Here is a 13,751-nt window from a genome sequence, read left to right on the forward strand (position 1 = left end):
ACCGCCTCTGTGGCCTGTCGCAGGCTGCGTCCGGCCGGCCCGGACGTAATGCAAGTATACCAGAGGGGTCAGGGTTTTCGCTTAGCCGCCAGCGGCGCGCGGCCCGCCTCCCCAGCCAGGTTGGCGGCCAGGAAATCCAGGAAACAGCCGATCCGCGCCGACAACTGCGTGTTGAGGTAATACACCGCGTGGATCGATTGCCGCACCTCCACGGTCTGGTCCACCAGCACCTGCACCAGGTCGCCAGCGCGCCGGTCGGCCTCGGTCATGAAATCCGCCAGGCACACCAGCCCCTGGCCGGCCAACGCCAGGTGGCGCAGGGTCTCGCCGCTTGAGGCGGCCAGGTGCGGCCGGACCGGCAATTCCGTCCCCTCCTGCGTGCGCAGCGGCCAGCGGTTCAGCCCTTCCGGCTGAGTGAAGCCGAGCAGCGAATGTGTGGCCAGGTCGTCCACACTGCGCGGCCGGCCGCGCTCCTTCAGGTAGGCCGGGCTGGCCAGCACCCGCAGGCGCGAGGTGCCGAGCGCGCGCGCGTGCAGCGTGGAATCGCGCAGCGCGCCGATGCGGATGGCAACGTCGGTGCGGTGCTCGATCAGGTCGATGATCTGGTCGTTGGTGTTCAGTTCCAGCGCGATGTCGGGATAAAGCCGCCGGAACTCGCCAACCAGCGGCACCACCGCGTGCAGCATGAAGGGCGAGGCCGCGTTGACGCGCAGCTTGCCGGCCGGGCGCTGGCGGCGCAGCGCCATCTGTTCCTCGGCCAGGTCTGCGGCGGACAGGATGCCGCGCGCGTGCGCCAGCATCTCGGCTCCCTCCTCCGTCAGTTCCAGCCTGCGCGTGGTCCGGCGCAACAGCGTGGTTTCCAGCTTGTCTTCGAGCCGGCTCAGGGCCCGGCTGATGCCGGACACGGTCTGGCCCAGCTGCTCGGCGGCGGCCGTGATCGAGCCGGTATCGACCACGGCAACGAAGGCGGCGAGTTCTTCGAGCGTGAGCTTCATTGTTGAATTCTAGTCAAATATCTTCTGCAGATCACCCGGTTTTTCTGCAAAAACATCCGCGGCACACTCCGCTCATTCCCTCATCCTTCAAAGCGGAGGCACTCCATGCCCATTGCCTTGTTCGCGCTGACCATCAGCGCCTTTGCCATCGGCACGACCGAGTTCGTGATCGTTGGCCTGATCCCAACCATAGCCGCCGACCTGAACGTTTCGCTGCCCTCGGCGGGGCTGCTGGTCAGCCTTTACGCGCTCGGCGTGGCCGTCGGCGCACCCGTGCTGACTGCCCTGACCGGCCGCCTGCCGCGCAAGCTGCTGTTGCTGTCGCTGATGGCGCTGTTCACGCTCGGCAACCTGCTGGCGTGGAAGGCGCCCGGCTATGAATCGCTGGTGCTGGCGCGCGTGCTGACCGGCCTGGCGCACGGCGTGTTCTTCTCGATCGGCTCGACCATCGCCACCGGCCTGGTGCCGCGCGAGAAGGCGGCGAGCGCCATCGCCATCATGTTCACCGGCCTGACCGTGGCGCTGGTGACCGGCGTGCCGCTGGGCACGTTTATCGGCCAGCACTTCGGCTGGCGCGAGACCTTCCTGGCCGTGTCGGCGCTGGGCATGGTCGCCTTTGTCGGCAGCCTGCTGTTCGTGCCGCGCGCCATTGCCCATACGCCGCCGGCGTCGCTGCTGCAGCAGGCCCGCGTGCTGGCCGAGCCGCGCCTGTTGCTGGTCTACGCCAAGACCGCGATCGGCTACGGCGGCTCGTTCATCCCATTCACTTTCCTCGCCCCGATCCTGCAGGACGTGTCCGGCTTTGACGCCGGCGCGGTCGGCCTCGTGATGCTGGTATATGGTGTCTCGGTGGCCGCGGGCAATATCTGGGGCGGCCGCCTGGCCGACCGCCACGGCCCGATCCCGGCGCTGAAGCTGGTCTTCCTGCTGCTGGCGGTGGTGCTGTTCGCGCTGACCTTCACCGCGCCGCATCGCTGGCTGGTGGTGGCAACCGTGCTGGCCTGGGGCGCCGTGGCCTTCGGCAACGTGCCGGGTCTCCAGGTCTATGTCGTCAAGCAGGCCGAGCGCTTCACCCCTGACGCCGTGGACGTGGCCTCCGGCCTGAATATCGCGGCCTTCAACCTGGGCATTGCCGGCGCCGCCTGGGCCGGCGGGCTGATCGTGACCCACCTTGGCCTGATGCAGACGCCGTGGATCGGCTCACTGGTGGTGCTGGTGGCGCTGGCCCTGACCGAACTGAGCGGGCGCCTGGACCGCGCCGCGGGCTTCGATGCCCGTAGCGGCGGCATGCCTGCGGCGATGACGCACTGATCCGCACCTTGTACTGAATCTTCCCCAACTCCCCCCTGCAAGCTAAGGAGAACATCATGCAGATTCCCGCCATCGGCCTCGGCACTTTCCGACTCAAGGGCCAGCAGGTCATCGATTCCGTGCGCACCGGCCTGGAACTGGGCTACCGCCATATCGACACCGCCCAGATCTACGACAACGAGGCCGACGTCGGCCAGGCCATCGCCGCCAGCGGCGTGCCGCGCAAGGAGCTCTTTGTCACCACCAAGATCTGGACCGAAACGCTCGGCCGCCACAAGCTGCGCGCCGGCCTGGAGACCAGCCTGGAAAAGCTGCGTCTGGACCAGGTCGACCTGACGCTGATCCACTGGCCTTCGCCCGGCGATGCGATCCCGGTTCAGGAATACATGGAGGCGCTGGCCGAAGCGCGTGCCGCGGGCCTGACGCGCGCGATCGGCGTGTCGAACTTCACCATCGCGCATTTGCAGCAGGCCATCGACGCGGTCGGCGCCGACCAGATTGCCACGCAGCAGGTCGAGATGCACCCGTTCCTGCAGAACCGCAAGCTGGCCGACTTCACGCGTTCGCAGGGCATCCGCATCACCGCCTACATGCCGCTGGCCTATGGCAAGGTGATGCAGGACCCGGTGCTGCAGCGGATTGCGCAGACCCACGACGCATCGCCCGCGCAGGTGGCGCTGGCCTGGCTGCTGCGGCAGGGCTATGCGGTGATCCCGTCGTCGACGAAGCGCGCCAACCTGGAAGGCAACCTGGCGGCGGCGTCGCTGCGGCTGTCTGAAGAAGAGATGGCAGCCATTGCCGGGCTGGACCGCGGCGAGCGGCTGGCCAACCCGGACTTTGCGCCGGAGTGGGACTAAACGCAGGGGACCGAACGCAGGGGACTGAACGCCGCGCCCCACGATGCAACGAGCCGGGCCTTGCGCCCGGCTTTTTTCTTACTAGAGCCCCAGGTAGTCGCGCTTTCCGATCTGCACGCCCTTGTGGCGCAGGATGTCGTAGGCGGTGGTCACGTGGAAATAGAAATTGGGCAGCGCAAAGCCCAGCAGGTAGGACTTGCCGTCGAACGTCATCGGCCCCTGGCGCAGCTTCAGCTCGATCGCGCGCTGCTCGCTGCCTTCCAGCTGCTCAGGCGTGATCTGCTCCAGGAAGACGATGGTGCGGGCGATGCGGTCCTGCAGCTCGGCAAAGGTGGTTTCCGTATCGGCGAACGACGGCACCTCGATGCCCGCCAGGCGCGCGGCGCAGCCCTTGGCGGCATCGCTGGCGCGCTGCACCTGTGCCGGCAGCGCATCCATGTCGGCGATCAGCCGGGTCTGGATCAGGTCGGCCGGGTCCATGCCCTGCGCCTGGGCGTGGGCCGCGCCCTTGTCCAGGATCGCAGCCAGGTTGCCGAGCGCGCGGATAAACACGGGGATCGAAACGTCGTACATCGAGATTGCCATGGGGGTCTCCTGTGCAGGTCTTGGTTGGAAATTTTTGTTGTCGGGGGCCGTCGGGCCGTACCGCTGCCGCGAGCATAGACCGGATCGGAATTTGCTGCCGGACTACCCTGGCGCGGCCGCGGCATGCGGCTCGGTATCGCGCAGCACCTTGCCTACCGAAGTCGGGAAGCGGCGTCCCGCCAGCGGCAGCGGCGCCAGGCTGGAGTGCGTCGACCAGATCTCCAGCCCGACCGCCGGCGACACTGGCCGCACCGCCAGCGCCGCGCGCATGGCGGGCGTAATGCTCCGCGCGTCCACCAGCGCCAGCCCCAGGCCCTGCTGCACGAAGGCGCATGCCGTGACCGGCGAATGGACCTCGATGGCGGGCGCACCACGCGTTGCCACGCCTCGGAAGAAGCCCGCCAGTGCACGGCCCAGCGGCGTGTCGGGCGGATAGCCGATCCACGCGGCACCGGCGAAGTCGTCCGGCGTCACCACGTCGCGTCCCGCCAGCGGATGGTCCGGCGGCACGATGCACAACATCGGCTGGCGGCCGAGCAGCATGGACGACAGCGTCGGATGACCGGCCGGCACCATCGACACGCCGACATCGGCTCGCCCACTCAGGAACAGGCCGACCAGTTCGTCGAAGGTGACACTGCGGTAATCGATACGCGTGAGCACGCCGCCCGCACGCAGCTGCGCCAGCGCGCGCGGCACCAGCTGTTGCGCGAACGCGGCACTGGCCACCACGCGCAGGGTGCCGGCGCCCTCGCAGCGCAGCGCCGCGGCCAGGTCGTTGACGCGCTGCACGCCGCCATAGACCTGCTCGACCTCGGCATAGAGCCGTCGCGCCTCGGGCGTGGGCAACACGCTTGCCGCGCGCGCTCGAACAAGGGATAGCCGAGCCGGCTTTCGGTCAGCGCCAGCACCCGGCTGACCGCGGGCTGCGAGACATGCAGCATCCGTCCGGCCCCGCTGGGCTCGCAGATGCTGTTCCGCTTCACGTCGTTCGGAGCCTGGTTGCAGGCCTTGCGCGATGCGCCGGCCGCGGTCAATGTGGTGTCCCTGGTCGGCCATACCACGCTGCGCGTGGCGGTGATGCCTGACGTCAGCCGCCCCGCCAGCGACGGCGAGCGTGCGCGCATACGCGCGATGGTCGGCGAAGCCATGGACGAGGGCGCGTTCGGCCTGTCCACCGGTACGTTCTATCCGCCCGCGGCCGCTGCGCCCACGCAAGAGATCATCGACATCGGCCAGCCGCTGCAGGGCTGCTGCGCCATTTACGCCACGCATCTGCGCGACGAAGCCGACCACATCGTACCGGCCATGCACGAGGCGCTGGCGATCGGGCGCGCGCTGGATGCGCGCGTGGTGTTCTCGCACCATAAGGTCGCGGGCCAGCGCAACCACGGCCGCACGCGCGAAACGCTGGCGCTGATCGACCAGGCCGCGGCCATGCAGCCGGTGTGGCTCGACTGCCATCCGTATCCACCTCGACCATGCTGCGGCTGGATCGCGTACGGCTGGCCAGCCGCACGCTGGTCACGTGGTCGGAGGGATACCCGGATGCCACCGGGCGCGATTTTGCCGAGGTCATGGCCGAACTTGGCCTGGACGACGACGCCACCATCGCCCGGCTGTCACCCGCGGGCGCGATCTATTTCCTGATGGACGAGGGCGATATCCGCCGCATCTACACGCACCCGCTGGCGATGGTCGGCTCCGACGGCCTGCCTTTCGACCGCCATCCGCATCCGCGCCAGTGGGGCACCTTCCCGCGCGTGCTGGCGCGCTGGTGCGCGAGGAGAAGCTGCTGACACTGCCCGCGGCGATCCACAAGATGACCGGGTTGCCCGCGCAACAATACCGCCTAAGCGAGCGCGCGCTGCTGCGCGAAGGCTTCCATGCCGACCCGGTGTTATTCGATCCGGACACCATCGCCGACCTCGCCACCGTTTCGCACCCTGTGCAGGTGAGCTGCGGCATCGAAGGCGTCTGGGTCAACGGCGAGCAGGTGTGGGATGGCACGCAGACCGGCAAGGCGCGGCCAGGCCGCGTGCTGCTTGCGGAGGACTAGCGGCGACGAGCGTTGCGCTGGGCGCGCCGCAAGCCGGTGACCTGATTTAAGATATCTGGCCATCGCCCCGGACATCAGGCGGCCTCCCGGCCGCACCCCACATGAACGCGCCGTTCCCCCTTCGCACGGAATGCCCGCCTGGCGCCTGTATCTGCGGGCGCGAAGTGTTGCTGAGTGATCCGAACGCCGACCTGCGCGTACTGCGGCTCACCCGTCCCGAGGAAAAGCGGCTGGTCGAGCGGCTCGAAAATCTGACCAGCCTGGACGAGCTGCGCCGGATGGAGGGCCTGATGCAAGCTCAGTTGGGCATCGTGCTGACGATCACTCCCAGCGCGCGCGGCGTGCGCACGGTGCGCGGCATCAATATCCAGGTGCAGGAACAGCCCGGGCTGTGTCGCAAGATCCGGCAATCGATTCCGGCCGCGATCCGCCGCAGCATGGAGCAGCACCCCGAGATCGCCTATGCGATCGTGGATGCGCATGATCTGCTGGGCGGGATCTGATCTTCAACGCGGCGGGTCAGGCGTTTTCATCGGCCAGCCGCAGCGCGTGGTCGCGCACATCCTCCGGCCATACCGCCGTCCGCTCCGCGAAACCTGCCAGATCGCCCGCGAACAGGGCCCGCGTCGCCTCTTCGAAGCCGGGGAAGTCGCCCCCCATCGCCGAGATGAAGTGGTAGGCACGCTCGCTCGCACGGCGGCTGCGGTCCTTGTCCGCGTTATCACGGCGCGCCTGCTCGACCAGCTTGCGCAACGCCACCGACGCGCCGCCGGGCTGCGCCGCCAGCCACTCCCAATGGCGCGGCAGCAGCGTCACCTCGCGTGACACCACGCCCAGTTTCGGGCGGCCGCGGCCGCGGCGTTCGGGGGTCTCCGCGGTATCGGTGTCGTCTTCCGGAGGCGTCGATAGCGCATGTAGTTGCCCAGCACGTTCGGCCGTGCGCGCCAGTACAGCTTCGTCAGTGCCACTCGTATCGAGATCGACCGAGCGGCCGGTACTGTCATCAAAAACCAGCACTGGGCCTGGCGCACCACCCTCCAGCGCGCGCTTGCACGCAAGTGCATTGGCCTGCAGCGTTCCGGCGGCAATGCGTCGGTGACCGTCGAAGGTGGTGTACGAAGGAGTGATTGCGTCTGTCATTGGTAGCACCCATAGGAATATTACCCGGATAAAACACAAGGGTTGGCCGACAGTTTGCTTTGCTGCTAAAAATCGTAGTGTGACTACGATAAACCGAACTAAACTAAAGTCCCTGTACACCAGCTGGCCCTCTGGAACGCCGTTGACGTCCGCCGAGCTGGCTGCGGGTGGCATCTCTGCCGACCTTGCCGTCCACTATGCGCGCGCGGGGTGGCTCACGAGGCTTGCGCGCGGCCTCTACGCCCGCCCCGCGGATAAATTAGAGCTACATCCTTGCCTGCTTGTACTGCAACGCCAGATCGACGGCCTGCATGTCGGCGGCATGTCCGCGTTCGACTGGTATGGCGTCAGGCAGTACATAGCGCAAAGGCCCGTACTGACCCTGTACGGCTGGACCGCTGGTCGCCTGCCGGAGTGGTTCATGGATCGGTTTCCCGCCGAATACCATCGCAAGCGTCTGTTTGAGGAACACCCAACAGCCCCGCTTCACGCCGATCCATATGAGAAGCGCCTGAATGCCCCTCGGGTTTCGGCACCGGAACGCGCCTTCCTTGAAATCCTCAGTGAAGTGGGCGTGCGCCAATCGCTGCAGGAAGCGCGGGAACTTGGAGAGAGTTCTTATGGCCTCCGCGCCGGCGTGCTGCGAGAGTTGTTACAGCGATGCACAAGCGTCAAGACTGTTCGCCTGTGCCTGGAGATCGGCCGAGGACTGGCATCGCCCTGGGCCGAGAAGCTTGACCCCACCGAATTGCCCACCGGAAGCGCCCGCGCCTGGGTGTCTCGTTCCGCGGATGGATTGCTGGTGCTTAAGCCTTGATGAACCAGATTTACCTCGACACCGCACGATTGCTCACGCAAGTCGCACCGTTTGTTCTCGTTGATGACACGCTCCGCCCTCATCAACAGACCACCTAAACCCGCGTGGTTAAAGGGATTGGCTGTGATCGACCTGGGACCTTACCGTCGCATTTACCGTCAACCGCGCAGAGCATTTGCTGGCGCGGAGATGGAGCGATTTGCGGGGCGAGGTCGGCCTCGGCTTTCATCAGGGCATCAACCGCCGACAGGTAGAAACTGATCTGACCTGCAGAGGCTCGTATGTCAACCGCGTCGCGGCATCCGCCGCCACCCTTGGCACCGGCGGCAGCCACTTGGCCAATGCCTCTCGCGTCACTTTCGCCTTATCCATCGTTCACCAAATAGAACTCTGAGGTCAAATCTCCCTGCCTACTCGGTCAGGTTCCCCGGACCTATTCTCCTTCCACCGCCACCACACAGTCGGCAACCGGCAACAAGGAGATTCAAGGTGAAAAAAGTGCTCGGTATCTACAGTGCCCCGCGTCCGCACTGGGTGGGCGATGGCTTCCCGGTGCGCTCGATATTCTCCTACCGGAGCCACGCCCGCCAGCTCAGCCCATTCCTGCTGCTGGACTACGCCGGGCCAGCCGATTTTGCCCCCGCCAAACAGCCGCGCGGCATTGGAATGCATCCGCACCGTGGCTTTGAAACGGTCACCATCGTCTATAAGGGCGAGGTAGCGCATCGCGACTCGACCGGCCAGGGCGGTGTGATTGGCCCCGGCGACGTGCAGTGGATGACGGCAGGTGCCGGCATCCTGCATGAAGAATTCCACTCCGAGGCGTTCACCCGCGACGGCGGGGCCTTGGAGATGGCGCAACTCTGGGTCAACCTGCCCGCCTGGCAGAAGATGACGGCGCCAGGCTACCAGGCCATCCTCGCGCGCGACATCCCGTCCGTGGCGCTGCCCGACGGCGGAGGCACGGTGCGGGTGATCGCCGGGCAGTACGGCGAACATGCCGGCCCGGCGCGAACTTTCACCCCGATGTGTGGGACCTGCGCCTGGCGCAAGGGCGCATGACGGCGCTGCCGCTGCCCGACGGCTGGAACGCAGCGCTGGTGGTGCTGCGCGGCCGCCTGCGCATCAACGATGACACCGTGGCCGGCGAGGCGCAAATGGTTGTGCTCGACCGCACCGGCCACAGCGTGACGCTGGAAGCCTCCACCGACGCTACCGTGCTGCTGCTCGCGGGTGAACCCATCGAGGAGCCCGTGGTTGGCCACGGCCCGTTCGTGATGAACACTGAGCAAGAAATCCGGCAGGCCGTGAGCGACTACAACAGCGGCCGCCTTGTCCCTGCAGCAGCCTGATCTTCCCTCCGGCAGCGCCGGGCGCGGCGGGCCTCTTTCCCCAGTACGCCCTTCTGACAAGGAGCAACACCATGAGCCAACCCGCAAACTTCAATGGCAAGCGCCCCGCCATCGACCCGGCCGATACCGCCATGCTGCTGATCGACCACCAGAGCGGCCTGTTCCAGACCGTCGGCGACATGCCCATGCCGGAGCTGCGCCTGCGCGCCGCCGCCCTGGCCAAGATGGCGACGCTATCCAAGCTGCCCGTCATCACGACCGCTTCGGTGCCGCAAGGTCCCAACGGTCCGCTGATTCCCGAGATCCACGAGAATGCCCCGCACGCCAAGTACGTCGCCCGCAAAGGTGAAATCAATGCCTGGGACAATCCCGACTTTGTTGCCGCGGTCGAGGCGACCGGGCGCAAGACGCTGATCATCGCGGGCACCATCACCAGCGTCTGCATGGCGTTCCCGGCGTTCAGCGCGGTAGCGGAAGGCTATAGGGTGTTCGCCGTGGTGGACGCCTCGGGCACGTACTCGAAGATGGCCCAGGAAATCACGCTGGCGCGCGTGGTCCAGGCAGGCGTGGTCCCCATGGACACGGCCGCGGTGGCGTCCGAACTGCAGCAAACCTGGCACCGTGACGATGCACAGCAATGGGCTGAGGTCTACACCAAGATCTTCCCGGCCTATCAGCTGCTGATCGAAAGCTACATGAAGGCACAGGACGTGCAAAAGAACGGCGAGGTCCTGGACTCGGCACGTTGATCCCCGGCGCGGCATGGCCCTCGCTGCCATGCCGGATGGGGCGCAGCGGCCGAGGCGGGCCCTGGATTGGCGGCGCTGCAACGCGCAGCGTCACTACATGATTCGTCAGCGACATGACATGCACCGTCATCCCTACCCTGGCGCTTGCCCTGGCATTGGCGGGCATGCCATGCCACGGCAGCGCGCAAGGGCCGGCCCCGGCCTACAGCTTCCTCCGCTACAACGAGGACTACCGCTACCTGCAGGATCCGGCCAGGCGGAGCGACCCCTGGGACCCGATCAAGTTCATCCCCATAGGCCCGCCAGGCGCCTACCTGAGCCTGGGCGGCGAAATCCGGGAACGCTTCGAAAACTATTCCGCGCCCAACTTCGGCGTGCCGGGCCCGGCCGCGGACGGCTACCTGCTGCATCGCATCCTGCTCCATGCCGACCTGCACGCTGGCGACTATGTCCGTGGGTTCGTTCAGCTCGGCAACCACTTCGCATTCGGCAAGGACATCGCCACGCCGCCATATGAAGACCGGCAGGATGTGCAGCAGGCTTTTGTCGACATACGCTTGCCTACCGCGGACAGACCGGTTCCCGCTTCCGAGCTGCCGGTCCTGCGCGTTGGGCGTCAGGAAATGGCATTTGGCTCCCAACGCCTGATTTCCGTGCGCGATGCGCCCAACGTCAGGCGCGCTTTCGACGGTGCCCGCCTTGGCGGCAAGCTGGGCGACTTGAGGCTGGATGCGTTTGCCACACGCCCGGTACTGCTGAAGGCCGGCAATTTCGATGACCAGCCTAACCACGCGCAAGGCTTCTGGGGTCTCTATTCAACCTTTCCGAAGACGTTCATCGAGAATTCGGGTGTGGATCTCTACTACCTCGGCTTCGAGAACAGCCGGGCCCTGTACAGCGTCGGAACGGGCGTGGAGCGAAGGCATTCGGTCGGTGGGCGTGTGTTCGGCAGCCACGGCCGGTGGGACTGGGACTGGGAAGCGCTGGCGCAGTTCGGCAGCTTCGGCCAGCAGAATCTGCTTGCCTGGGGTTTCTCTACCGATACCGGCTATGCATTCAAGATGGCCGATTGGGACGCCCGCGCCGGGCTCAAGGCCACCGTCGGCAGCGGCGACCGTGATCCGCGCGATGGCAAGCTTGGCACCTATGGCGGGTTGTTTCCCAAGCTCGCGTATTTCAACCAGGCAGGCCTGCTCGGCGCATCGAATGTGATTGACCTTCAGCCTTCACTCACCTTGAAGCCGACGGCGAGTCTGCGCTTCACGCTGTCGTGGGACTTCATCTGGCGTCAGACCGCCAATGACGCGGTCTATACGGCTGTGGCGTTTCCCATCGCCGGTACGGCGGGGAAGCAAGGGCGCTACACGGGCAGCCAGCTTGCCTTCGATGTGTTCTGGCAAATGGATCGGCATATCGTGATCAATGCCGGCCTAGTGCATGTGGATGTGGATGTGGCCAAGGTGCTGAGTGCGGTTGGCGGACGCAATACCAATTTCACGTATGTGGCGGCAGCTTATATGTTCTGAGGCTAGGCACATCAGGGAGCGGCAATGCACCCACGCGTCAGCGTCTTACCAGTTCGACGGCGCATGATGGTTGCCCGCGGGTACTGGGAAGAGGCCGGGGAACGGCGCTGAAGCTAGCGGTACTCGCCGGACATGATGCGTGGCCGCGACAAGCACCAACCCACCCCGATATCGGGGGCGTTCAGCGCGGACAGCAGCGCAAGGTGCGCGCAGCGCTCGCTGCCTACATGCGCGGTCTTCTTGGAGCGCCGCCGGTCCCGGCGTGCGTAAATGCCTCGGGTGCTAGGCGCTCGCGCTGCTGGAGCAGTCCCTGTCTAACAAGCGAATTGCTCTCGCACTCAATATCAGCGCGCAGACGGTGAAGTGGAATCTGAAGTTCATCCCGGCGTCCCGTATCAGTGGTGCGCAGCTTCCTGGCGGAGCTGGCCGCTTGCATGACCGGAAAGATGCTGCTGCATGCGCATCGAGGTTTTTCCCCCTGTTCGTGACGGCTTATACCGGCAGGGGCCAGAAGACCTGCTGATGCCCGAAAATCCGCAAAAACTCAGCTTACCGAGGAGATTTTTACCGTCAAAGACCGATTTGGTCTGGATAGTAAACGGGAGGGCGTTAATCCGGCCTCAGGGTTCTACCGCCACATCTACCGCCAACCTGTTCCGCTGGCCGGCGATAGCCACCGATAGCTGCCGTGACGTATTTCTCAATACGTCACGGCAGCTTTTCGATAGTGGCTGATAGTCCCCAAAGAACCCGATTTCACTCCGACTATCGGGATCGTGCGCCGAGCCGCCGCAATGTACGGCAAGATCCGCGCAGCGCGGCGGATGGCTGATCCACCGCTAAGGCCCGCGCAGGCAGCCCGATTCGGCAGCCCATGCGGCTGGCTTGTCCCTAGAATTTTCCCCAAGGAGTCCGCGCCTCGGCGGACTGTTCCGGAAACCCCTAGAGACACCCCCGCCCAACGCCTTGTACAGGCTCACCAGATTGTTCAATCGGTTCAGGCGGTTCTTCGCGCAAGCGCTCTGCTGCTGACGAAGTTGTCTTTGCTCCGTCAGCCAGGGCTCCACGTCGGACAGCCCCGCCACGAAGCGAGCACGAGCCAGCGCTTCCGCGCGCTGCGCCCGCACCAGGGAGAGGGCATGCAGGTCCCGCTGTTGCCCGAGTTGCCAGCGCGCGGACAGCGCAGAGTCCACCTCGCCCAAGGCGGTGTACCACTTTTCCCTGAATTTGGCGACGTTCGCTTCATATTCGTCGCGCGACACCTTTACCTCCTGTTTCTGCTTCCCCCAGTCGAGCAATGGCAGCGCAATGTCAAGTCCGATCCCCGGAATCGGGTTCGACAGGAAACCCACGAGGCCGGCGCTGGAGCGCCCGGCCCTACCCGTGAGCGAGAAAGTGGGATACAGCTCCGCCCGGGCCTTGTCGACTTGTGCCAGCAACTGGCGCAACCCGAATTCGGCCTCGCGCAGGTCGGGGCGGCGGCCTAACAGGTCCGCGGGCAGAGAATCGGGTACGCCCGGCAAGGGCCCGTCAGGCAAATGCCGAGGTTCGTGCAGCCAGGCCTGCGGCTGGCGGTCCAGCAGGATCGCGAGGTCATTGCGATGCCGCGTGCGCTGCGCCAGCAGGTCCAGCTTCAGCGCTTCCAGCGTCGCCATACCTTGCTCGGCGCGTACGACATCCAGACCATGCGCGGCGCCGGCCTCATGCCGACCACGCACCACAGCGAGCGTCCTCTGTGCATTGGCCATATCCGCCTCGTTGCGAACGAGCTCCTGATTCAGGTAGCCGATCTGCCAGTAGTGCCTCGCTGTATCGCCGATGAGCGTGATTCTGATCGCTTCATGCTGTGCCTCCGTGACCCTCGCGGCCCAGCGCGCGGCGTCGCGTTCGGCAGCCAGCTTGCCCCATAGATCCAGCTCGTAATGCATCGAGACGGAATAATTACCCCTAACCCTGGGAGCCCCGGCTTCGCGGCTTGCGTCGAGCCCTATTCCGCCGGAAGCCGTTGGATACACATTGCCGGCCGCGATACCAGCCCGCAACTGGGCCTGATGAATGCGGATCGCCGCGGCGGCCAGCTTGCTGTTGACGGCCAGCACGTCCTCCACCAATCGATCCAGAGTGGCATCTCCGAAAGCTCGCCACCAGTCGTACGGCACAGTTTCGGACGGTGTGCCAGCCCGCGGCGCAGGGGTGCGTGTCTGTGCCCCGCCACCGCCTTCGTACTGATGCCATTGCGACGGGACTTCCACGGCGGGCGGGAGAAATTGGCCGGCGGGCAAGCAGCCTGCCAACGATGCAGCAATGCACGCGGCGCCCATCCAGCTCGATCCGCGTAGCCGCCTTGGTGCGTGTCCTAT

At 65.8% G+C, this 13,751-nt stretch carries 11 protein-coding genes and 2 pseudogenes; 8 read left to right on the forward strand and 5 right to left on the reverse strand.

The window, feature by feature from the left end:
• Positions 1-68: 68 nt before the first annotated feature.
• The gene (locus K307_RS36085) at positions 69-995 is read right to left on the reverse strand and encodes a LysR family transcriptional regulator (RefSeq protein WP_042885877.1); all 927 of its coding nucleotides are present in this window, start codon (positions 993-995) and stop codon (positions 69-71) included.
• A gap of 105 nt (positions 996-1,100) precedes the next feature.
• Here K307_RS36085 and K307_RS36090 point away from each other — a divergent pair, with 105 nt between their 5' ends.
• Both K307_RS36090 and dkgB read left to right on the forward strand, forming a co-directional pair.
• On the forward strand, positions 1,101-2,306 hold the full coding sequence (locus K307_RS36090; protein ID WP_042885879.1) for an MFS transporter: 1,206 nt from the start codon (positions 1,101-1,103) through the stop codon (positions 2,304-2,306).
• 56 nt (positions 2,307-2,362) lie between these two features.
• Positions 2,363-3,163: a 2,5-didehydrogluconate reductase DkgB gene (gene dkgB / locus K307_RS36095; RefSeq protein WP_042885881.1), complete on the forward strand. Its 801-nt coding sequence runs from the start codon at positions 2,363-2,365 to the stop codon at positions 3,161-3,163.
• An 81-nt stretch (positions 3,164-3,244) separates the two neighbouring features.
• On the opposite strand, the gene K307_RS36100 is transcribed toward dkgB, so the two are convergent.
• Positions 3,245-3,748 carry a DUF1993 domain-containing protein gene (locus K307_RS36100; RefSeq protein ID WP_042885883.1) on the reverse strand — a complete coding sequence of 168 codons (504 nt, stop codon included), beginning with the start codon at positions 3,746-3,748 and terminating at the stop codon, positions 3,245-3,247.
• 102 nt (positions 3,749-3,850) lie between these two features.
• Complete coding sequence (locus K307_RS36105; protein ID WP_051975321.1) at positions 3,851-4,597, reverse strand: LysR substrate-binding domain-containing protein; 747 nt, start codon at positions 4,595-4,597, stop codon at positions 3,851-3,853.
• Between the two features lie 108 nt (positions 4,598-4,705).
• Between K307_RS36105 and K307_RS36110 the strand changes: the two are divergent.
• Both K307_RS36110 and K307_RS36115 read left to right on the forward strand, forming a co-directional pair.
• Positions 4,706-5,807: pseudogene (locus tag K307_RS36110) on the forward strand (N-acyl-D-amino-acid deacylase family protein); the annotation flags it as partial.
• 101 nt (positions 5,808-5,908) lie between these two features.
• Positions 5,909-6,310, forward strand: a complete 402-nt coding sequence (locus tag K307_RS36115) for a hypothetical protein (RefSeq protein WP_042885885.1) — start codon at positions 5,909-5,911, stop codon at positions 6,308-6,310.
• A gap of 16 nt (positions 6,311-6,326) precedes the next feature.
• Here K307_RS36115 and K307_RS36120 read toward each other — a convergent pair whose 3' ends face one another.
• On the reverse strand, positions 6,327-6,947 hold the full coding sequence (locus K307_RS36120) for a DUF2239 family protein (protein WP_042885886.1): 621 nt from the start codon (positions 6,945-6,947) through the stop codon (positions 6,327-6,329).
• Positions 6,948-7,026: 79 nt separating this feature from the next.
• On the opposite strand from K307_RS36120, the gene K307_RS36125 reads away from it, so the two are divergent.
• The 4 genes and pseudogenes from K307_RS36125 (at position 7,027) to K307_RS36140 (ending at position 11,391) form a co-directional block, all read left to right on the forward strand.
• Positions 7,027-7,764: a type IV toxin-antitoxin system AbiEi family antitoxin domain-containing protein gene (locus tag K307_RS36125; RefSeq protein WP_042885887.1), complete on the forward strand. Its 738-nt coding sequence runs from the start codon at positions 7,027-7,029 to the stop codon at positions 7,762-7,764.
• A 489-nt stretch (positions 7,765-8,253) separates the two neighbouring features.
• Positions 8,254-9,116, forward strand: a pseudogene (locus K307_RS36130) (pirin family protein).
• Positions 9,117-9,187: 71 nt separating this feature from the next.
• Positions 9,188-9,865, forward strand: a complete 678-nt coding sequence (locus tag K307_RS36135; protein ID WP_042885888.1) for a hydrolase — start codon at positions 9,188-9,190, stop codon at positions 9,863-9,865.
• Positions 9,866-9,978: 113 nt separating this feature from the next.
• Complete coding sequence (locus K307_RS36140) at positions 9,979-11,391, forward strand: alginate export family protein (protein WP_042885889.1); 1,413 nt, start codon at positions 9,979-9,981, stop codon at positions 11,389-11,391.
• Between the two features lie 839 nt (positions 11,392-12,230).
• On the opposite strand, the gene K307_RS36145 is transcribed toward K307_RS36140, so the two are convergent.
• The gene (locus tag K307_RS36145) at positions 12,231-13,712 is read right to left on the reverse strand and encodes an efflux transporter outer membrane subunit (RefSeq protein WP_329955947.1); all 1,482 of its coding nucleotides are present in this window, start codon (positions 13,710-13,712) and stop codon (positions 12,231-12,233) included.
• Positions 13,713-13,751 lie beyond the last annotated feature (39 nt).

This window comes from Cupriavidus necator A5-1 (assembly GCF_000744095.1).
Lineage (GTDB): Bacteria > Pseudomonadota > Gammaproteobacteria > Burkholderiales > Burkholderiaceae > Cupriavidus > Cupriavidus necator_A.